This is a genomic window from Ningiella ruwaisensis (genome assembly GCF_004798935.1).
In the GTDB taxonomy this organism is placed as follows: Bacteria; Pseudomonadota; Gammaproteobacteria; order Enterobacterales; family Alteromonadaceae; genus Glaciecola; species Glaciecola ruwaisensis.
Window position 1 is genome coordinate 141393 of the sequence record NZ_RAHT01000006.1, and the last position, 21905, is coordinate 163297.

A 21905-nucleotide genomic window follows, 5' to 3' on the forward strand; every position below is an offset into this window, starting at 1 on the left:
AGCGTTGCATGAATAAGCACTGCATAAGTAAAGGTAGCATGGGTGAATCTAGCATGAGTGAATCTAGCATGAGTAAACAAGGCATGAGCAAACTAAACGAACGACGTCGATTCTTACAGCTTTGTGTAATAAGCAGTGCGCTTGGTGGACTAGCGCTTTCAGGCTTTGGTTCAAATTTCGCATTCGCAAGCAATCACAATGAAAGACAAAGCATTGATGCCGATTCTCGACAAAGGTATTTCCCACTGGGAATTAGTCCCATCGCTTTAGTTGAAGATGCAGGTTGGTTTGCCTTTGCTGCAAATTTAGTGAAGGATGAAGATGCTCAGGTTGCGTTATTATCTGCGATGCGCGCAAGACCTGTAGAAGATAGAGATGACTACTATCATCCCGGTAGTAAAGGCCGTGTTTTATCAACTTTAGATCCACAGGATCCCCGCCTGGATGAGTTAATTAACGATTTAAAACAAAATCAGGATATAAAACTGCGTAGTGAAAAATTTGCACTATGTATGGTTGGAAGGGAAAACAGATTCTAAATGCCGCATTAAAAGACCTGTATCAAAATGCTATAAAACAGAGCAATAACGGCGCGCGTGACATTGCTCGCGCGCATGACGCTGCTATTTTACGTCAGTATGTTAGCTTAAAAGCACTGGATGATAAAAGCGCCACTGAAGCTGCAGTTAACCAAGCACTAAATACCATTCACCCAAGAACTTTGGTTCGCATTCATACCCTGTCACACAACAATGGCGATGCGTCATGGATCCACAGAATGGCAGACTACCGCAGGCATCAGCAAGAGCACAATGCCTTGCTAGCCAAGGAGATATGTAACCCAAACTCCTCGACACAGCAACTATACGTAAAAAACGTAAACTTTCTGGATGCCAGTGACCCTGTATTGCAATTGCTTAACAGAATGAGAGCTAATCAACGAGTCACAGCAGACGACGTAAGTGCTGCTCTTGATGAACAACGCAATCGCTCTATTTACGCGAAATCATTGGTAAAAACGGTTGTTGAGATTACAACAATGAGTGCATAAAGGATTTTTTAGGACCTTATTTATGCTAATGCATTCTGTGCTCGTCGTTCTATGTTGCTTATTTCTTTGCCTGATCTTTCTTTTCTAGTTCTTTCTTGTTTAGTTCTTTGCTAGAAATGCTTAGCATTGCCTTAAAGGTTATATTAAACAATAGTTAAGGTGCTTTCTTTGTTTTCAAATCAAGGTAAATACCTAAATTTTCTTCACTCATTACACTTACTTACATCTTTTTTCTTAAACTTCTCAAAAGCTACGCCTATTATCAGTATATTAAACTTGCGCCGGTTTAAAACTAGCATCGGTTCAAAAAAGGAAGCCTTATGAAATATCGGATCAAACAAAAGTTTTTTAGCTTATCAGACAGTTTCAATATTGAAGATGCACATGGGCGAACTGCATTTACCGCCAAAGGAAAGATATTTAGTATTTCCAGCAGTCAAACAATGTTTGATGCATCGGGACGTGAGATTTTAAAAATCAGACGGAAATATTTATCGTTTAGACCCGCTTGTCGCATAGTCAATAGTGATGGCAGCGAGTGGTTGATCAAAAAACGGTGGTGGCCATTTTGGACAACGCGTTTCACTATTAAAACGCCTAAAGGCGAACTTGAAATGACTGGCAATCTTTGGCAATACGAGTATGAAATTCGCCGCAGAAGCGAACTCCTGGCCACTGTGTCAAAGGCGCTATTTAGCTTCAGCGATAGTTACGGTATTGATATCTACGACGAATCCTTAACGCCGCAACTTATTGCTTTGGTGATTGTTATTGACAGAATGCAACATAAAGACAGTGGTTCTATGTTTGCGGATGATTAGTCATCCCCATAATCATTTCTCGATGTAGATAGAAAGCGATAAAAAATTACTACCCGTTCATTTTTAGTCTGCTTACTGCTATTCTCGACATCTGGTTGGGTGGCGAGTTTTGAATAAGAATTTGGTTATTCTCGGAAGGTTTTCTTGTGTTTGAAAAAAATAAAACATTTGGTGAGAGACCGTATTGGTCTGATTATGCCGATAATGCTCATTGGATGCTCAGCGTTGAAAGTATTCAGTAGGGCTTAATTCATGACTGAATTATTCGGCTATATCGCGGCGTTTTGCACAACCATTTCCTTTTTACCACAAGCAGTAAAGGTCATAAAAACAAAGGATACACAGAGCCTTTCACTTACCATGTATTCTGTATTTATGCTGGGAATTTTAATGTGGCTTGTTTATGGCCTGCTTCTGATGAACTGGCCGATGATCTTGGCGAATGCGTTTACTATAACCTTTGCCGGCATTATTCTATTTCTAAAAGTAAAACATACTTTGCAATCGAAACGTTTGCGCTCCCAGCAAAGATAAAATAGAGCTAGGAACACCTCGCCACGGCGCTAGAGCGCGCCGGTTTTAAGCGACGTTTCCTGCGCATTAAACGCTTGGTTAAAACTGTCAGGCTGTATGATAGCACCAGGATGTTGGATAACCACGCTAGCTACTTTTTGAGCAAGCTCAACACACTTAGACACTTTGCCGTCTTTCATATAAGCATGTAGGTAACCTGCATTAAATGCATCGCCAGCCGCAGTTGTGTCGATAGGTGTAATTGGCAAGGTCGGAAAATGTTGTATTCGGTCGGTGTTTGACGCTTTCACATAGCAACCATCTGCGCCGTTTTTCAATACAATGGTGCCAATACCAAATTCATCATAATAGTTTACTGCATTTTTTTTAGAATGCTTCGGATGTAATACAAGATGATCATCATAACTTGGAAAAATAATATCCAAATAGGGTAAGACATCCTCTATATTGGATATTGCATTTTGAGCAGATCGCCAATTTGCTGGGCGATAATTTAAATCAAAGGCAACTTGTTTACCTGCCTCTTTTAAACGCATGAGCATATTGATAAATGCACTATAAGTTGTTGCAGATAAGAGTGAAAGTGTAATTCCCGTAAAATAAATAATGTCGTGCTTTATCAAAGATTGAAAGTAAGCGGTGCTTAATTGAAACATTTGTCGAGCTGCGGATTCCTTTCGCCAATAATAAAAAGAACGTTCTCCATATTCGTCAGTCTCTATTAGGTACATGCCTGGCAAGCGCTGTTCATCCTGAAACACGGCATCAACGTCTAAGCCCTCTTTCTGCCATTTTGATATGACATTTTGACTGCGCTTATCTTGCCCCATGGCAGTAACAACAGATACCTTACTTCCAAGTCTCGATAAATATACCGCCGTATTTAGCACATCTCCGCCATAGCGCATCTTAAACAAGTCATCACCTGCTGCACTCAGTTCAAGCATGCATTCACCCAAACAGGCGATACTTTTATTGCTCATAACTTACTATCCATAATATGGCTTGTGGCGTGAATGACACCTCTTAATTCAGCAAGCCCTTTTAAGCGACCCAAATAGCTATATCCAGGTTTTACCGACACATCGCGTTGCTCATCGTCAAGTGTATGACCGTGATCAGGACGCATGGGGATCAAAATATTATTGTCGTTCGGATCATCGCTTGATTGTCGGCGACGTTCTTCAGTCAGCAAGGCATGGACCAAGCCCACCATGTCATTGTCGCCCTGTAAGTGGTCAGATTCGTAAAATGAGCCGTCTGCCTCTCTTATTACATTGCGCAGATGCACAAAATAAATACGAGGTGCAAAGCGTTTCACCATTTGCACTAAATCATTATCAGAACGCGCTCCGTAAGAACCCGCGCACATTGTTAATCCATTTGCTGGACTGGGGCAGGCATCCAATAAAGCTTGTGCATCATCGGCTGTAGAAACCACTCGAGGAAGGCCGAAAAGAGAAAATGGCGGATCGTCAGGGTGGATGCACATTTTGGCTCCCACTCGCTCTGCCACAGGAATAATCTCGTTTAAAAACAAAAATAGGTGTTCCCGAAATTTATCGGTGCCTAAATCGACAAACTGCTGAATAGCCTCGCCAATGCTTTCTCGATTGTAACTTCCTTCCCCACCAGGCAAACCGGCGATTATATTTTTCTCAAGTGCGGCTTTTTCTTCCTCATTCATTTGCGAAAAACGAGATTCGGCTTTATCCATCACTTCGGCACTATAGGAATCTCTTGCACCTTTGCGCTTTAGCATGAACACATCGTAAGCTGCAAAATCTGTCATCTCAAATCGTAAGGCCTGGCTATTGTTCGATAGCGTGTAATTGAGATTTGTGCGCGTCCAATCCACTACGGGCATAAAGTTATAGCAGATGGTAAAAACCCCTGCCTTCGCCGCATTTTCAATACTGATTTTGTAGTTCTCGATGTAGCGCAAATAGTCGCCGGTACGCGTTTTAATATTATTATGGACAGGGATACTCTCAATGACTTCCCAGGTAAGCCCTTCCTGTTCAATCATTTCTTTTTGCTCAATGATTTGCTCAAGCGGCCACGCTTCACCTGTTTTAATATCATACAGGGATGAGACAATACCTGTCGCGCCTGCCTGGCGGATTTTTCTCAAAGAAATCGTGTCTTTTGGACCAAACCAACGCCATGTTTCAATCATAAATCTTCTACTTTTAAATTACGTGACGTTAATCATATCGAATTTGTAAATATTGGTAAAGTAGGTTCAGGATGTTTGCATTACCAATTTTAGTAAAAACTTTACACTTTCTCGTTTATTTAATCTTAAACAGGATTCGGATTATCTAAAGTCTTCCATCAAGCGTTAACTCGAGAAACCGACCGCTTATGCGCTGTCGCAACTCAATTTCACGAAGGACATTTCCCGCAATATTACCGCGATACCGTTGCCTCTCTCGAGTTTCCGTTTGATTTAGTAGATTATTAACAGACAAAGTGAGCTGATAATCATTGCTTACACGCGTTTCAATAAAAAGATTTAAATTCCCTATATCTTCAAACTCATGTTGCTGGTCATCAAACTCAATGCGCTTTGCTCCCGACTGCGCCCCATATGCTACTCCAAACTCGGCATTTACCATTGGCAAATTCCCCTGAAGCCCTATCTGATAAGTATGTCTGGGTTGATCGCTAAATTGACGGGAAATACCTAGAAAGGGATCAACAACTGACGATTTTCGCCACGAGTATTCAAGCTCCAGTAGTGGCGTGATCAGTTTGTCGTTAAACTGAAAACTAAGGTCAGCATCTAGTCCCCACTCCGTCGCGTTGCCAATGTTGCCCACTACAGATTCTTGCTCTATCGCAATACGTTCTATCTTGTCTCTATGGCGACTGTAAAATCCTAAAACTTCGATGTTTCCGCGTTTTTCAGTAAAGCGCTTAACAAACTGAAGGCTTGTGACCCATTCTTGCTCTGGTTTTAAGTCAGGATTGCCTCTGCGTATTTCGTCATCTAACTGAGTAAAGGTGTCTCTGAAGTCATCAAAATCAAGCTGATTAACCGAACGCGTAAATCTTAACCTGAGATTAGTTTGCTCATCTAGTTCAGTTTCAAGATTAAGGGTAGGTTTTAAAAATTGATTCGTTTTCTCTGTCTTTCCTGAGTCAGTTACTGTGGTCAACTTAGTAAACTCCCAGGCTAACTCAATACCAAATCGAAATTGCTCTCTACGTTGCCGAAAGCGCAGATCGGGTTCTATTCTCAATTCCTCTATCTGTGTCTGCGTTGCGTTTAAATCGCTAAGGGATTCAAAGATGTTATCATCAACGTCTTGCCTTGAGAGAAACGAATCGAGGTTTTGATGTTCGATATTAAACAGATACCGCAGACGATTATCATCATCAATATCTTGCGTGACCTGCGCAGCAACACTGCCGAGTAAACTTCTGTCTGATACAATTCGCCGCTCTGTTTGATTATATACAAAATCTCGTAAACGAAAACTATCACTTGTTTCATCAGAATCGTTGAATTCAAATGCAGCAAGAAGCCGCATTTGAGTGTCGTAAAACGTGTCGTCTCGATATTCCAGCGATGAATTAACTTGTTTTCGAATAAAGTTTTCATCCAGTTTTTCAAGGCGTGTTCTTTCTCGCTCTATTTCAAATCTATCAGCATATCGTGTTTCTGGTGTGTCCTCATACAATGTTGCAAGGTTGATACGCAAGCGGTTATCACTATCAAACTCTGCCGCCCCACTGCCTCCGAGTTGATAGCGAAAACCCCGTCTGAATATTTCGCGTGACTCCTGCTCAGCAAGTGTCATGTCAGGCGAAAAAGTATTAATTGATTCGAGCCGATAACGGTCACGAGGTCTTATGCGAGCGGTTAATCTTAAATCTCGCTCTAAACCAGATTGCGAAAATGTTTGTGTGCGAGACAAACGCAAGCCTGGAGAGATTCCGTGGTTTTTTGCTTTAGAAAAGGACAGACTCCAATTCGTTTGCGCGCTTTGCAAACTATCACTATCCTGTTTCAACTGAATGTCGATATAAGGATCACTCGTGCTTTGTATAAGTGACAAGTCTTGCTGAAATACAAGCACGATCCGCGCGACTTTACTTGCGGGAATTTCGTTTAATAAATCAATTAAGTTTGATTCTTCTGAACTGGCTATCGTGCCATTAATCAATAAACGGATGGATTGTAAGTCAGATGCATCTTCATTATTGCCAGGTGTTTGAATTATTCGCTGTCCGCCAGGAATAACGCGCACCATATCTGCGGCTGTAACAGGGGAGAATTCAGCAAACCACTGGGCATCGTAAACTTGCGCTTCTTCAGACTCAGATGCTAATTGTGGTAAGTTTGGGTTTGCTGATTGATATGTGTAAACGTTAGGAGTTATTAATAAAAAAAAGCAAATACACGCAAGAGCTATAAATTGTCTCGAAAGATTATCAATATTAACTCTATACTCATACATCACTTTTCAAAAATCGATTCCGCTGCTGCTCCAGAGCACGTTTTGCCTGCTCTATAGCTTCTATTTCTGTCGCTTCAAAAACCATGTCAATTACTCGGGTTAAATGTTCTTTCATCGCTTTGCGCGCAGCCTGTGGGTCACGCTTTTCAAGCGCGTTTAATATCTGGCGATGTTCATCGACTCTTGGTTGTATACCTTTGCTTCTTACTTGGTCTAAAAGTCGCATACACAAAGGAGAGTGATTTCTGACATCCCACAAATGTGCGATCGAAAACTCAATGGCATTGTTTTTTGTCGCCCTTGCAATAAGCATGTGGAACTCTCTGTCTGCCGATTCCAAGTTTTGTACATTAGCCTTATTATCGCGCTCCATCGCCTCTACGGCTTCAGCCATTGCTTCAAGCTCTTCATCAGTTACCTGACTTGCGGCCAATGCTGCAGCTTCAGATTCAAAAAGCCTGCGTGCTTCGAGCAACTCAAAAGGACCAATGTCATTATCGCTTGTTTCATCACTGCCTGGTTTGAGACTAATTACAAACACGCCTGCGCCGTTTCTAACTTCAACCACACCCGATATTTCAAGCGCAATGATTGCTTCTCTTATAGTAGGACGACTCACCTCATAACGCTCTGCCAATTCTCGCTCAGAAGGCAAACGCTGGTGAAGCTCGTAATTTCCACTGGTAATTTCGTTTAGTAATTTCGAAGCAATCTGTTGATAAAGTCTTTTCACGGTTTTACTCGATTTTCTCAATAGCAACAACAAAGCGTTAAAAAGCCCCGTTGTCACTTCAGCCCAAAGGTTAGTTGTATAACTTTAATAGACCTCTGATAGTATCACAAACAAGCAAAAACAACGCATTGCAATTTTTACAATTGACTTTGCTATTTCACTTCCGACTGCACCTCTTTAACCATCTTATGGCGCAACTGATTGATCATCGGGTTGTCGGACATAAACGTAAAGAGTTGGATCGTGCCATCTTGTTGCGCTGTCGCAAATAAAGTACCTTCACGATTAAACTCCATGTATTCCAGATTATCTGTTAGAGGCACTTCTAAAGCCGTCGGCACAAATCGGCTTTGTATTCCTTCAGTTAAAATGGCATCAAGCGAAAAAAAGGTAACAACCGGTGAATGGCCAGCTTGAAGAATATAGCGACCGTCTGCAGTCCAGGTCACGGTTTCAATTTTTCTGCCGGTACGATTGATCGTTTTAACGTGTTTTAATTTTCCGTCATCTTTTACTCTGAAAACATATAAATTTCCACTGCCTGTTCCCGCTGCTAAATAGCTGTCGTCGTCATTAATTCGCGCACTCACAAAACCATCATACTCACGGCCAAAGTTTCCTTGACCGAAAGTTTCAAATGTATCAATCAACTCTCCGGTCTTTGTATTCCATACTTTGATAAACGGATGCCCAGCGGTAATAAAAAACTGATCATCTGAGCTAAAATCAACATCGTTTATGGTGGCTCCATGATCCACTTTAAGCACTTCAGACCAATCCTCGGTCGAATACAATGTAGCAGGTGCATAAGAAATTTTATTATCTTCGTCCTGCGACTCAGCGCCGGTGGCCATAAGTTTGCCGTTATTAGATAACGTCAAACCATCCATGCCAGCTTCCTGTTTTATTTCCTCCAGTAGTTCACCCGACTTGGCATCAAATACGCGCATAAAAAAGTCTTCGCTGACTGAAACGACCCGCTTACTATCTGCCGTCCATGCAACACGCTCGATTTCCTGTCCGACATTTACCTTCCACATTTCAAATCCGTCAGACACTCTGAACATTCTTACTGTGTAATCATATTTTGAGCCGGAAACGATGTACTCACTGTCTGGAGAAAACTCCACTGATTCAATGGAACCTAATTCTCCATTTTTGTCAGCTAATCGACTCCACACGTGGTTAAGCGCCATTTTTTGTGGAGCAGCGCCTTCTTGCGCCAATACCGAAGAAGATAGAAAAAGACTCGATGCAGCAATACAAGTCACTACGCTTGCCAATAACGGATTGCGGACATGATGCCTGACTTTTTGAAGCGTGTTTTGTAACATAGAAAATTCTCTTCTAACTCAATTGACTTGGAATGCTGCTTGTAATTTCTTTCATTTCGGCGATATATTCCGGATCGAAGGTAATTCCCAAACCAACACCTTGAGGCGCGTTTATATAGCCATCTTTTGCTTTGTAGCGTTTATTCGTGCCGCTAAGCACATAGGGAACTTTGTCTCGGTCACCTTTGTATTCCTGAAAATCTGTCGTATTGGGCAGCGCGGTAACAAAGTGCGCCATATAAAGCTGACCGAGTCCTAAACCTGATATGTGCGGTACACAGGGGAGCCCAGCCAATTGCGCCATTCTTGCCACGCGCATGCTTCGAATAAGCCCACCAAAATAAATCAGGTCGGGTTGAACAAGCGTTAGAGCACGATTTGCAATGAGCCATTTAAACCGCCACATACTGGTTTCCTGCTCTCCGCCAGCCACCGTAATGGCTAGCTGGTCAGTAACGGCTTTTGTTTCCTCCAGATAATCGAAGGGGACAGGCTCTTCAAAAAAGCCATAGTCGTGTTCTTCCAGCATCTTTCCCATATACAAGGACATCGGGATATCGTACGAGCCATTTGCATCAGCATACAGGGTGACGTCGTCTCCAAAATGCTTTCGTACGCCTGGAATAAGCTTTTTATCTCTTGCGGTAGAGGCCTCAGTATAATGCATACGCGCACCCAGCTTGTATTTCAGTGCACGCGCACCAGACTCCTCCAATAGTGATTCTAATTTGCGAATGACCCATTCGGCAGAATTTTTACGATCGCCATTAGCATGATAAAGCCCTATTTTCTCCCGCTGTTTTTCTCCTATCAACGCCCACAGCGGCAGCTTGGCGATTTTACCCAGTAAATCCAGAATCGCTATTTCAACCCAGGCAACGCATGACCAAAACGCAAGCCCTTGAAATTTGTAGTTTGGAGAGGTTATATAGACTTCATGCAACAAAGCTTCTAAATCACGCGCGTCCTTCCCCTCAAAGGTGGGTTTGACTAGCGTCAGAATCATTGGCCAGGCAGAATCAGCTCTGCGTGAATTACATAATGACAGACCTTGCCTTCCTTCTTTATCAGTCACCCTGACAATAAACTCATCATCTTTATTCAACAGTTCTAATTTTTCGATAGTCACTGGCGTTTTAAACAAATCGCGTTTTAAAACCGGTTGTTGAAGGATAGCGTCAAAATCAGCACCGTTTGGCGTTCTGTTATTAGGCTGCAAGTTTTTAGATAGTGAAGAATTGCTTGATGCTAAGATCGTTGTAGAGGCGCCTAAACAGGCCGTTGCTGCTACACCCGCACTCAACTTAAGCAGGTCACGTCTTTTCATAAATGTTAACCCTTTGTTGCAAAGGTTAATCATATTTGGTAAAACCAATGCAGTCAACCTGTATGACAGATATTTTTATCTGACTACTTTTACTTAATTTAAATTTTGCCTATAAATATTATGCCTCTAAATAAAATCATGTTTCTCCTCGGCCCCATCATAGCTATTAGTGTTTATGTATTGCTTTTATCAGCAGGCTTTGGCAATTTTGCCGCCATTGCAGGGGCAGTTACGACTCTTTGCGCAATTTGGTGGATATTTGAAACCATCCCCATCGCCGCCACTGCGCTGATTCCCATTGCCGTTTTTCCTTTCACAGGTGTGTTAAGCGCAGGACAAGTCGCCTCAGCATATGGCAGCCCTATTGTATTGTTGATGCTTGCTGGCTTTATGCTTTCCATTGCTATGGAAAAAAGTGGCACTCACCGTCGCTTGGCGCTGGGCATGCTCAACGCCACCGGCACTCACCATCCCTGGCGCTTGATTTTTGGGTTTGCCCTGGTTTCGGCAAGCTTGAGCATGTGGATTTCAAATACTGCCACCGCGTTAATGCTTTTGCCTATTGCACTGGCCACCCTTGAAAGCAACCATAATAAACGCCTGGCTATTGCCGTTATGCTCGCCATTGCTTATGGCGCCAGTGTTGGAGGTTTGGCAACGCCTATCGGTACACCCACTAATTTGGTGTTTATGCAGGTCTATTCGCAAACTACCGGTGCTGATATTAGTTTTACCCAGTGGATGAGCATTGCCCTGCCCGTTACTTTGCTTATGCTACCGATTATTGTGTTTATTTTAAGCCGTGGCTTAAGCAAAGTTGGTGATTTAAACCTGCCTGATATGGGGCAATGGCGCACAGAAGAAAAACGCATGCTCATCGTCTTTGCCTGCGTTGCAGTTGCTTGGATTACCCGCAGCGAGCCTTTTGATGGTTGGAGCGCATGGTTTGGTCTGCCAGCCAATGACGCTAGTGTCGGGCTCATTGGTGTGCTAGCTATGTTTCTAATTAGTGATGGAAAAGGCGGTAAACTGCTAGATTGGGAAAATGCAGAGCGTATTCCATGGGGAATTTTAATACTATTTGGCTCTGGTATCAGTATTGCTACGGCGTTTACTGAAACCGGACTAAGCGATGCCATCGGTGCGCAACTAGCCGAAGCTGTCAACATGCCATTAATCATTACCATTGCTCTAATTTGCCTTATCGTGACCTTTTTAACCGAAGTCACCAGCAATACCGCTACCGCTGTGTTGCTTATGCCTATACTTGCCGCCACTGCACTGGCAACCAGTATCGACCCGGCGCTTTTGATGATCCCGGCTGTCTTAAGCTGTAGTTGCGCATTCATGCTCCCGGTCGCTACTCCGCCTAATGCCGTTGCTTATAGCTCTAGGCTTTTCAGTATTAACCAAATGGCACGAATTGGTATTCTGTTAAATCTTATCGGCGTAGTTGTCATCACCAGTGTAATATTTTTACGATTGGGATAAGCATTTTCTAAAAAACATACGTAAGCAAAATTCGATTATTGTTTTTGCAAAAACCGGAGTACGTATGTTTAGTTTTAATGTTCAGGAAGAAACGAATCCACAGAGTACCAGTGCACCAGATTTATCAGCTGAATCCATGGTGGAAAAGGTGATGAACTTAAATGCAGATGACCTAAGTACCTTTTTATACGACTATATAGTTCCATTTTCAATCGACCTGATCATTGCGATAGTTATATTTCTGGTAGGGCGATTTGTTGTAAAACAGGTTATTAAACTGGTGGGTGCCGCGCTTTCAAAATCCAAATACGATGAAATGTTGGTCGATTTTTTGAAGTCGATTTTAAGTGCGATCCTAACGCTGATTGTCATTATCGTCGCCTTATCCCAATTAGGGGTCGATACAACATCGCTAGTTGCAATCATCGGTGCAGCAGGCTTGGCAATTGGGCTTTCTTTGCAGGGCTCGCTTTCAAACTTCGCTGCTGGGGTAATGCTGCTTGTATTTAAACCATTTAAGTCAGGCGATTTTGTTGATGCAGGCGGCTCAATGGGAGTGGTAGATAACATTGGAATTTTTACCACCTCAATGAGAAGCATTGATAACAAGCGGATCATCATCCCAAACGGGAAAATTTACTCAGACAGTATTACGAATTTTTCAGCGATGGAAACACGTCGAGTAGATATGAAATTCGGTGTTAGTTACGAAGATGACATTAAAAAAGTCAAACAGGTACTAACCGACATGATTGAAAAAGACGAGCGCGTTCTCTCAGATCCTGCACCTCAAATTGCAGTAGCAGAATTAGGGGAAAGCAGTGTCAATTTTGTGGTAAGACCCTGGGTGAAAGCCTCTGACTACTGGCCCTTACTTTTTGATTTTACTGAAGCGGTAAAAATAAGATTTGATGAAGAAGGTATATCAATCCCCTACCCTCAAATGGATATTCACATGCATAAAACCGAATCGGGTAATACACCTTAAACTAAACCCGTTGAGATTAATTTTTTGGAGTTCATCATGTTTTTTACTACCACGATTACCTGTTTGCAAAAAAGAGCGCAACAGCATTTAAACATGCTTACCGTTTTGACAGCCTTCTTTGTATTGCTTTTATTCGGGTTGCTTTCATTCGGCGCAAAAGCAACTACCGTAAATTTTACAAATACTGCAAGCGACAATTCCTTTGCCCGTGTTTTGTTTCAATTTAGTGACAAAAACGGAAATGTATCGGCAAATGTTGATGGCTCAACAAAAGAGCTGATTGACAAAGCATCAGATATCCATGATTTTTCTGGTGAGTTTCAAAGCTCAATCAGCATTGTTGCGCCAGCAAGCGCAAACACTCAGAAAATTGTTGTTATAGGGCTTGGTGAGGCCAGTGAACTGGGCCGTGCTGAGGCTAATGCGATTGGTGGACAGATTGCACAAATGTTCACCCACGAAGACGTACAGGCAGTGGATGTAATTTTGGAAGGCCTTACAACCTCGATAGATGATTCGCTTTTAGCTGCCAGCATCGCTCATGGAATAAACTTAGGTTCTTATCGCTTTACCAAATATCTGCAATCGGCTCCAACGCCAAATAACAATTATCAGATTGTAAGTAATGCATTTCAGGAGGCCTCAGATCAATATCTGAGCTTTCGCGCCATTGAAAATGGCGTGTTTTTGGCAAGAGATTTAGTCAATCAAAACGCACGGGACATTACTCCTGTGACTTTTATCGAGGCTGCAACAGAAGCGCTTGAAGGCTTGAATGTTGATATCAAGGTATTTGATAACAAACAAATAGCAGATATGAACATGGGCTTATTGCACGCAGTAGGTCAAGGCAGTCAAACAGGCTCTCGCCTAATGATCGTTCACTACAAAGGCGGCAATGACAAAGCTATTGCGCTTGTTGGAAAAGGCATAACCTTTGATACAGGTGGTTACAATATTAAAACACACGAGAGTATTGCCTTGATGAAAGGCGACATGGCAGGTGCGGCGGCTGTGCTTGGCACGGTAAAGGCCCTAGCTGAACAAAATGCGAAAGTGAACGTCATTGCGGCCATGCCATTAGCAGAGAATATGGTGTCTGAAACAGCCTTGGTTCCAGGAGACATTATCACTTCAATGTCTGGAAAATCGGTTGAAATAAAAAACACAGATGCCGAGGGCCGTTTGATTATGGCTGATGCCATGTGGCACGTGCAAAAGGAATATGAGCCACAAATCATGATCAATATTGCAACCTTGACTGGCTCAAAAATTCGGGCGGTAGGAGACCGTTATGCAGCGTTATTCAGTGACGACGACGAATTGCTACAAGGCCTCCAAAACGCGGGCGAACTCGTTAATGAACCTCTTTGGCATTTACCATTAGCGTATGGCGATATGCTCAAAAGCACGCACGCTGACACCTCAAATATCGGTTCTGGTGGGCCTGGTGCGTCAACCGCGGCGATGTTTCTTAAACTATTTGTTGAAGAAGATACAAGATGGGCGCATTTGGATATAGCAGGTAGTGAACTAACAACTACCACTAAAAATGAAGTGCCCGCTGGCGGCGTGGGCTATGGCGTGCGCCTGTTAACTCAATGGTTGACAGAAATTGAATAGTCATTTGGTTTGGATTTGTTTTATTTGTTTCTGTTCACCGTCATACGTTGGGGGTCCCGAGTCAAGCTCGGGATGACCGTTCTTCATAGCATTGGGGGTCCCGGGTCGAGCTCGGGATAACGGTTGTTCTTAAAGGTAAACTACATTGCATCACGACGGACAGCCTTCTCATTAACAATTAAACCAAGACCTGGTTCTTCAGTAACCTGCCCCCAACCGTCTTTCACTTCAATTTTGTTTTCAAAATATTTCCACAATTCACTTAAGCGACGATTGCCAGGATGTTCCTGAGTGCGATGTGCCCCTTGGCAACTCACAATAAAATGAAAATGCGCAGCCGTTAACAAAGTGGGTCTTGCGTTATGAACAGAGATAGGTACGTCAAAGGCTTCAGCAAGCGCAGCTACTTTTTTACCTTCAGTGATACCTGCCATTTTACTTACGTCCGGATTTAACAGATTTGCTTTTCCTTTTAATATAAGGTCTCTAAACTGCCACTTGGTATATTCATGCTCTCCGCAAGCGATGAACATAGGAAGTGCCTCTGACACCTTTGCCAGCGATTGATAATGGTATTGTGCAACCGGCTCTTCAAACACCTCTACGTTAAATTCTTCAATTAACATTTTGCCAATTTGAATGGCGCGAGCGGGAGAATACCCATTGTTGGCATCAATGTATAGGGGCACTTTATCACCAATAACATCACGTACCGCTTTCGTGCAAGCTCTCGCCGGATCATCAAAAGGATCCTGATTTTCTTCTCGAATGCCAAGGCGCAACTTAATTGCTTTAAAACCTTCACTCATAAGCTCTTCTGCTTTTTCAGCGCATTCTTTGGGACTGCGATATTCACCGCGTCCTTTGCTACGGCTAAATGAGCCGTAAAGCGGAAACTTTTCTCTGAACTTTCCGCCAATAAGCTTGTAAACCGGCAACCCTAATAATTTACCGCGCAAATCCCATAAGGCACAATCAATTCCAGCCATTGCCTGAGTTGCAGCGCCACCTCGTCCAATTTCATCTACTTCGTGAAACTGATTCGCCCACAGTGGCTCTGTATTAAACACATCCTCACCAATCAGAAGCTTGGCAAGGTACTCTTGAACCACGCCTACTACTAACTTGCTGCCGTCGTGACCACATTCCCCCCAACCTACATTACCAGCATCGTCGGTTATTTTTGCATAAATTGCACGGGGAACGGCAAATGCTTCGACCTTTGCAATTTTGGCCTGTCCTCTTGCACCCTCAATTGCTTGAGAGGCAAATGTGCCTGACGATGCAAGCAGACCTACCCCAGCAGTAGCGGCCAATGGTAAACTCGCTGCTTTTAAAAACATGCGGCGTGACATAGTATTATTTGAAGATTGCATAGTGATTACCTTAGTTTAAGCGAAATGGCGGATGTATTCTCGGATAAAAGTAATGAGAAGCCTAAAACCTGTATTACCAATATCTTAATTTTAGCTATATATTCGACTAATTGGCTTGACCTTTCAAGTGGTCTTTTATAGTGTTGCTAAAAATCAGTAACAATTATTGCATTCCATAGAATTTTTTAAGGTAGGTATAAGATGGAAGGTTCTCGACGCAACTTTATGAAAGGCTTAGGAATGAGCAACGGCCCTTTAGCGCTGACTTCAAGCCAATCACTCGCGCAAGAACATGAGCGAGATGTTGCAGACTCAAAAGAAAAAAGCATTTACGCTCTACAAACAGGAAACAAAATGAAAAAATTTACCTTAACCGCTTCCACTATCTTAACAGCCTTGGCTCTCGGCGCTTCAGCGTTTCCAAGCTTTGCGGGTGGAAAATTAGCACTTAATCACGTTTGGTCACGGATGGCTGATCTTAACGGCGAGCTTGGCTCAGTAGAGTCTGCGGAGTTTTCAGCAGATAGTCGATTTATTACAACAGGAACAAAATTCGACTACAGCGTGCGAGTCTTTAGCACCATAGATGGTACGCAAGTATGGGAACGCACCTTACCGCAAGAAATTGAGCGTGTTGCATGGACAAAAGATGGTAAACATGTCGCGTCAGTGAGCGAAGACGGTATGCTCAAAGTCTTTAACTCTCAAACAGGAGAAGACGTTTTTTCTTTTAAGCACACTAACGGCATTGATGGCTTAAGTGTCTCCCACGATAATCGATATTTAGTGTCAGGCCGTGAGCGTGTGGATGGCATTGGAATGGTGCGAGTGTTTAGTACTAAAGATTGGTCAATAGAAAAAGAGATAGAGTTCCCTGGCACGGTGAATGAACTTGACTTTAGCAGCGACGATAAATATTTAGCCGCTGTTGGCGATTTTTCAGTGAAAATTTTTAATGTGTCTGATTTTTCTGTGCATCAGGAGTTCTCAATAGATGAAGACCGTTATTTTGAAGACGAAAAACATATTTTCATTAATACTCGGTTTAGCCCAGATAACAAAACGCTGGCAGTAGGCGGTACTCAGGGGTACGTGTATTTTTTTGATGTAGAAAGCGGTGAGATGATCCGCAGAATGAATAAATCAGGACAAAAAACTGAAACGGTGGAATGGACAAAAGATGGCCGCTTTTTTCTTGTGGCGGGACATGGAAATACCATCGACTTTTTTGACGTTGACCACATCATGAACAAAGAGATAAAAAACGACTCTATTCCTTACGCTTTGCGCGCTGAGGTTACAGATGCGCTTGAATACATGGATTTTAATGAAACCGGTGTATTACTGACTACTGCTCACCAAGACGGCACGGTGCAACTATGGACATATATGTCTGACGACCCGCGAATTAATGAGCGTCGCCATAGAGAAGTACGCGCTTATCAAGACAAATCATGGGCGGCAGATAAAAAATAAATCAGACTGGTAAAAGACTTGGCAAGAACGTGTTGCAGGATGCTGGTGAACTTTTACTCTTTTTGAAAGAAAGGATAAAGCCCCTCTATAAATTAATCGAGTCGGGCTTTATCCTTATAAACTTATTTTGCTGCGAATTTTCTGCTGGCGAATACACCTAGCATTACCATCAACATCATTAGGAATGTTGCTGGGCTGTTCACTCTTACGCCTTGAACGACTTCGATAAATGAACCCGCTAAAAAGATTCCGTCTATCCCAGCATCGTCAAAACTGTCACCAATAGCAACTTCCCACTCACCAGAACCGTCAAAAATGGTTCCCATATCAAGTGATATCAAACCAGAAGCACTGAACACGCCTGATTCATCTGCAAACCCCAAGTCAGCTTCACACTCTACCCCAAAATCTGCACAACCAAAACCTGCTGTACCAATCTGGAAAAAGGTATTGGTATCAAAATGTACTAACTCTACAATTAGATCAGAAGCCCATGATGGGTCAAAAGCTTCAAAAATGAAGTTGTAGCTTATTTCCAATACTTCGTCGGTATTCGTGTTAGTTAAGTTTAATACATTGAAACCAGCGCCATCAGCCTCTTGTCCATCCAGTGAAATAATCACTGCATTTGCCTGAAGGGACAAAAAGAGCAATATCGTCGCAATAAAACTTTGTTTTTTCATATTAATTCCATGTTTAGTTGATGATTGTTAAGGATGGTGTAGGTTGCAAATGCCGAAGCGTTTTCTTTATTCGACCGATAAAGTTATTCAACCGATAAAGATGAACGCCTGACAAGTAACAACCAAGCTTACAAAATAAGCCGTTAAGAGCTTCGTTACTTAACCGCTTAAAATGATTTTGTGATTGATGGCTTAAAACAGAATTTGGGCGGCTCATTTTTAGTTGCTCACTCTTGTAGCAGCCGCTTTTTTTGAATGTTCCAATCTGGAGTCGTTCGATTTAAGCCAGCTGGCAAAAATTAAGCCTATTTCAAATAAGAGCCACATTGGAACAGCTAATAAAGTTTGAGAAATCATGTCTGGCGGCGTTAATAACATGCCAATCGCAAAGGCCCCAACAATCACATACGACCTGCTTTGTCTGAGCTTTTCAACAGTAGTTGCACCACTTAGCACCGCAACAACCGTAAAGATTGGCACTTCAAACGCAAGACCAAAAGCAAAAAACAGCTTGATCATGATGTTTAAACTGTTCGTCATATCAGGAATGTATCTGATACCTTCTGGCACAACCGATGGGAAAAACTGAAACATCAAAGGAAAAACAACGTAATAGCAAAACACCATGCCCAAATAAAACAGCAATATGCTCGTTACCAGAATTGCTCTGCTGGTTTTGCGCTCTCGCGTGTAAAGTCCTGGTGCAACGAATGACCAGACCTGATGCAAAATAACCGGAACCGCAAGAAAAAAAGAAAGAATTAGCACCAGTTTGAATGGTGTAAAAAATGGGTCAATCAAACCAGTAGCAACCATTTCGCTATTTTCTGGCAATTGTTCCATTAAAGGTTTCACTAAAATCAAATATATTTCATTTGCAAAGGCAATGAGTGCAACGAAAAGTATAACGACCGCAAGAACTGCTTTTATTAAGCGGGATCTAAGCTCAATTAAATGCGCCAATAAAGGCATTTCATTCTTATTATATTGCGGCGATTTAGTTTTTGACATGAGTTTGCTCCACCTTTTCGAGTTTACCTGGTGGCATATCTGCTGACTCGCTTTCTAGCTCTGCCTTCGCTTCCATCACAGAATTCAACTTCTGCTTTTGCGATTCGACTTGACGCCTGAGTTCATCCATTTCCAGCTCACGGTTTATTTCAGACGTAAATGAATTTACATTGCGGCGTATGCCGCCAAACCATTTACTCAACTGACGCGCAGCAACAGGAAGTTTGTCAGGTCCAAGCACAATCAACCCAACAATCAGTAATATGCAAAGCTCAATAAAACCAATATCAAATGGCATCTGCGTTTCTCAATGTATTAATTGCTTGTTGCTTTTTTATCAGCAAAATCAAGCTCTGTGTCACGCATATCCCCACCCGATTTAAATTCTTTGTTTAAATCAGAACAATCTGAATGCTCAGACTTTTTCTCAGCGATGGCACCGATTGGCTCTTCATTTTTTTCTTTGTCGTTGACGCCCGATTTAAACCCCTTAACTGCTTCACCTAAATCTGTACCGATATTTCTTAATTTTTTGGTACCAAAAAGCAGCACAACTATGAGTAGTAAAACGATGATTTGCCAAGCACTTATTCCCATTTCCAATCCCCTTTATTCCGTAAAAGCGTGGTTAAAGCACGCTCAAGCAAAGTCTTGAGCGTGCTAATTTCCACTCTACTTAAGAGCCTATAACTGCACCATTTTTACGGCGCAATACTAAGGTCACATCACGAGGGATGGTGACGCCATCTGGCGCTGCAGGGAAATTGGTTGCTGCCGGGTTACCATTGCCAGGATGCTGTAAGTTTACAAACGCTGTACGTCTGTCAGGCGTAACCGTAAAACCGGTAACTTCATCACTGGCGACGCCAACTAATAGCCGTTTTGGCTCTGGCGTAGGTTTGTTGGTGTCAATAACCGTTAGCTGATCTTGCAAACCATCTGGTTGCCCGCCATCTGTACCAATAAATAAGCGTCCGTTTGCATCCGACCACGCAAGATCCGGATCAGTAAACACACCTTCTGTTCCGCGCGTATCAGACGACAACAAGTAAATTTCCCAAGTGAAGGTGTTGCCCATATGGTCAGCCGTATCAACAGTTCGAATTATATGACCGTCGCTATTGGGAGTTTGTGGATTAGCCGCGTTTGCCACTTCACGCTGTGAGTTGTTGGTTAGTGTCCAATAAACATCGCCTTTTTGACCAATAGTTGTCCATTCGGGGCGATCCATTGGCGTTGCACCTAAAATATCAGCGGCAACACGAGTATTAATCAACAATTCAGCCTGATCAGCGAATCTGTCAGCAAGCAATGGATTATCTATCGTTAATTCCATCCACTCGCCTGTGCCATCTTCGTCATACCGTGCAACAAAAAGTTTGCCATCATCCAGAGGGCTATCGCCACGTTCAATCACATCACGCCATGGCTCATTTGATACATACTTATAGCAGTAATCAAATCGTTGATCGTCGCCCATGTAAGCAGCAATTCGACCATCTGCGCTTTCTGCAATGGCAACTGCTTCATGTTTGAAACGTCCCATTGCGGTGCGTTTGACTGGCTTCTTCGTGCCGTTGAATGGGTCAATTTCCACAATCCAACCAAAACGGTTATGCTCATTTACATAATCGGCGTTGGTTAAATCAAAGCGTTGGTCGAACATATGCCAGCCATATCCGAATCCAAACGCGCTAAAACCGTAACGAGCCTGCTCTTCCGTTCTTACAGCTTCGAACTCTTCACCTGTTAAGGTAGAAGAACCGAAGTAACCATTAAAGTTTTCTTCACAGGTTAGATAAGTACCCCATGGAGTCGGACCTGAGCCGCAGTTGTTAACTGTACCTAAAGGCATATTGCCGGCAGGATTTTGAAGCAAAGCAGAATCAGCAGCCGGACCTGCAAATTCAACTGGTGTGTTAACAGTGATGCGTCGGGCATTTGGGCTGGATTCTACGCGCCATCCATCAAAATGTTCCTTAATGTGCAACACAGACACACCGTGTACGTGTTGCGATAAACGCACGTCTTCAAGACTTTCTGGCGCATCTTTGCCCAACACGTGAGGATTTGTACCAAACTCATGGTTTATACAAAGCATTCCCTCGTCACTGCGCGCTCTGTAGCGTCGTCCGTATTCCATTTGTAAGTCGAAATCAATAGGGAAAAACCACATGCCATCGTGACCTATTCCAACCTGAAGCTCAGCTTGGGCAGATGTAGGACGTGTACTTGGATCGCCTGCATACTCGCTGGTGATGCCTGGCTGAATTGGCGTTCCCCATGGAATGAAGGATTGATATTCATAATCTTCAGATATGGTTGGCATGCGAACATCTGTCACGTCACTAATTGCAACAGGTTTGAATCCAACAAGCTCACGATTGATTCGATCGTTGCTTCTGTCCATTCCTCTTAAGCTGGCACTCGCTGCAGGCGCAAAAAAACCTGCTGCGGCAGCAGCAACACTACCTGCGAGAACCTTGCGTCTTGAAAGGTTGGTTTTTAAAACGTCGGTAAAAGGCCGATTGCCAGAATTATTTGAAGGAATATTTTCGTTATCGTCATGCAATTGAGCATTGTCGATTGGGTTTTCAACATGTTTTAACATTACCATTATCCCATAATCAGTTATTTGTTTAGTTTTTGATGGCATGAAATTACTGCGTCCATACAAACAAAAAGTATGGAGAAGGAAAATGACAGTTTTGAAACAGATTCATGAACAATTCATGCTGTTTTTGTTTCAAGATTTTTGCAAATTTGTTACAAACTGCGTAAACGGCTAATTGTGAAATAACAACTATGAACTGTCATCCCGAGCTTGACTTGCGATCTTCATCCTAAAACATAGGAACCGCCATCCTAAAACATAAGAACCGTCATCCCGAGCTTGACTCGGGATCTTCATCCTGAAACATAAGAACCGTCATCCCGAGCTTGACTCGGGATCTTCATCCTAAAACATAAGAACCGTCATCCCGAACT

Annotated in this window: 20 protein-coding genes and 1 pseudogene; 8 read left to right on the plus strand and 13 right to left on the minus strand. The window is 42.7% G+C overall.

The window, feature by feature from the left end; all coding sequences use genetic code 11:
- Positions 1–17: 17 nt before the first annotated feature.
- Positions 18–80: pseudogene (locus D6V41_RS18540) on the minus strand (hypothetical protein); the annotation flags it as partial.
- Between D6V41_RS18540 and D6V41_RS13245 the strand changes: the two are divergent.
- The 4 genes from D6V41_RS13245 (at position 54) to D6V41_RS13260 (ending at position 2406) form a co-directional block, all read left to right on the plus strand.
- On the plus strand, positions 54–539 hold the full coding sequence (locus D6V41_RS13245; RefSeq protein ID WP_168711030.1) for a hypothetical protein: 486 nt from the start codon (positions 54–56) through the stop codon (positions 537–539). The pseudogene D6V41_RS18540 and the gene D6V41_RS13245 sit on opposite strands and share 27 nt — an antisense overlap.
- The gene (locus tag D6V41_RS13250; RefSeq protein ID WP_136252010.1) at positions 509–1051 is read left to right on the plus strand and encodes a hypothetical protein; all 543 of its coding nucleotides are present in this window, start codon (positions 509–511) and stop codon (positions 1049–1051) included. Before D6V41_RS13245 ends, D6V41_RS13250 begins: the two co-directional genes overlap by 31 nt.
- 320 nt (positions 1052–1371) lie before the next feature.
- Complete coding sequence (locus tag D6V41_RS13255) at positions 1372–1872, plus strand: LURP-one-related/scramblase family protein (protein ID WP_136252011.1); 501 nt, start codon at positions 1372–1374, stop codon at positions 1870–1872.
- A 252-nt stretch (positions 1873–2124) separates the two neighbouring features.
- Positions 2125–2406, plus strand: coding sequence for a SemiSWEET transporter (locus D6V41_RS13260; protein WP_136252012.1), 282 nt, complete (start codon positions 2125–2127; stop codon positions 2404–2406).
- A 29-nt stretch (positions 2407–2435) separates the two neighbouring features.
- On the opposite strand, the gene D6V41_RS13265 is transcribed toward D6V41_RS13260, so the two are convergent.
- The 6 genes from D6V41_RS13265 to D6V41_RS13290 all read right to left on the minus strand — a co-directional run bounded on the left by D6V41_RS13265 (position 2436) and on the right by D6V41_RS13290 (position 10269).
- Positions 2436–3389: a sugar kinase gene (locus D6V41_RS13265; protein WP_136252013.1), complete on the minus strand. Its 954-nt coding sequence runs from the start codon at positions 3387–3389 to the stop codon at positions 2436–2438.
- Entirely contained in the window at positions 3386–4585 is a 1200-nt protein-coding gene (uxuA, locus tag D6V41_RS13270; RefSeq protein ID WP_136252014.1) for a mannonate dehydratase, read from the minus strand. Before uxuA ends, D6V41_RS13265 begins: the two co-directional genes overlap by 4 nt.
- Positions 4586–4730: 145 nt before the next feature.
- Positions 4731–6875 (minus strand): TonB-dependent receptor plug domain-containing protein, encoded by a 2145-nt coding sequence (locus tag D6V41_RS13275; RefSeq protein ID WP_136252015.1) that lies wholly within the window; start codon positions 6873–6875, stop codon positions 4731–4733.
- The gene (locus D6V41_RS13280; RefSeq protein WP_241664547.1) at positions 6868–7608 is read right to left on the minus strand and encodes a FadR/GntR family transcriptional regulator; all 741 of its coding nucleotides are present in this window, start codon (positions 7606–7608) and stop codon (positions 6868–6870) included. Before D6V41_RS13280 ends, D6V41_RS13275 begins: the two co-directional genes overlap by 8 nt.
- A 152-nt stretch (positions 7609–7760) precedes the next feature.
- On the minus strand, positions 7761–8942 hold the full coding sequence (locus D6V41_RS13285; RefSeq protein WP_136252017.1) for a WD40 repeat domain-containing protein: 1182 nt from the start codon (positions 8940–8942) through the stop codon (positions 7761–7763).
- Between the two features lie 13 nt (positions 8943–8955).
- Positions 8956–10269: a mandelate racemase/muconate lactonizing enzyme family protein gene (locus D6V41_RS13290; protein ID WP_168711037.1), complete on the minus strand. Its 1314-nt coding sequence runs from the start codon at positions 10267–10269 to the stop codon at positions 8956–8958.
- Between the two features lie 120 nt (positions 10270–10389).
- On the opposite strand from D6V41_RS13290, the gene D6V41_RS13295 reads away from it, so the two are divergent.
- From D6V41_RS13295 to D6V41_RS13305, 3 genes are all read left to right on the plus strand, one after another.
- Positions 10390–11760, plus strand: a complete 1371-nt coding sequence (locus tag D6V41_RS13295; RefSeq protein ID WP_136252019.1) for an SLC13 family permease — start codon at positions 10390–10392, stop codon at positions 11758–11760.
- Positions 11761–11908: 148 nt separating this feature from the next.
- On the plus strand, positions 11909–12748 hold the full coding sequence (locus D6V41_RS13300; RefSeq protein WP_136252174.1) for a mechanosensitive ion channel family protein: 840 nt from the start codon (positions 11909–11911) through the stop codon (positions 12746–12748).
- 36 nt (positions 12749–12784) lie between these two features.
- Positions 12785–14371: a leucyl aminopeptidase family protein gene (locus D6V41_RS13305; protein ID WP_136252020.1), complete on the plus strand. Its 1587-nt coding sequence runs from the start codon at positions 12785–12787 to the stop codon at positions 14369–14371.
- 140 nt (positions 14372–14511) lie between these two features.
- Here D6V41_RS13305 and D6V41_RS13310 read toward each other — a convergent pair whose 3' ends face one another.
- Complete coding sequence (locus tag D6V41_RS13310) at positions 14512–15747, minus strand: mandelate racemase/muconate lactonizing enzyme family protein (protein ID WP_136252021.1); 1236 nt, start codon at positions 15745–15747, stop codon at positions 14512–14514.
- 201 nt (positions 15748–15948) lie between these two features.
- Between D6V41_RS13310 and D6V41_RS13315 the strand changes: the two genes are divergently transcribed.
- Entirely contained in the window at positions 15949–17223 is a 1275-nt protein-coding gene (locus tag D6V41_RS13315; RefSeq protein WP_136252022.1) for a WD40 repeat domain-containing protein, read from the plus strand.
- A 122-nt stretch (positions 17224–17345) separates the two neighbouring features.
- Here D6V41_RS13315 and D6V41_RS13320 read toward each other — a convergent pair whose 3' ends face one another.
- The 5 genes from D6V41_RS13320 to D6V41_RS13340 all read right to left on the minus strand — a co-directional run bounded on the left by D6V41_RS13320 (position 17346) and on the right by D6V41_RS13340 (position 21528).
- Positions 17346–17906, minus strand: coding sequence for a hypothetical protein (locus D6V41_RS13320; RefSeq protein ID WP_136252023.1), 561 nt, complete (start codon positions 17904–17906; stop codon positions 17346–17348).
- A 219-nt stretch (positions 17907–18125) separates the two neighbouring features.
- On the minus strand, positions 18126–18917 hold the full coding sequence (gene tatC, locus D6V41_RS13325) for a twin-arginine translocase subunit TatC (RefSeq protein ID WP_136252024.1): 792 nt from the start codon (positions 18915–18917) through the stop codon (positions 18126–18128).
- Positions 18904–19215 carry a Sec-independent protein translocase protein TatB gene (gene tatB, locus D6V41_RS13330; RefSeq protein ID WP_136252025.1) on the minus strand — a complete coding sequence of 104 codons (312 nt, stop codon included), beginning with the start codon at positions 19213–19215 and terminating at the stop codon, positions 18904–18906. The genes tatC and tatB overlap by 14 nt, the downstream gene beginning before the upstream one ends.
- 17 nt (positions 19216–19232) lie before the next feature.
- A complete protein-coding gene (gene tatA, locus D6V41_RS13335; RefSeq protein ID WP_136252175.1) occupies positions 19233–19514 on the minus strand; it encodes a twin-arginine translocase TatA/TatE family subunit in 282 nt (93 codons plus the stop codon).
- Positions 19515–19593: 79 nt separating this feature from the next.
- Entirely contained in the window at positions 19594–21528 is a 1935-nt protein-coding gene (locus D6V41_RS13340; protein ID WP_136252026.1) for a PhoX family protein, read from the minus strand.
- Between the last annotated feature and the right edge of the window lie 377 nt (positions 21529–21905).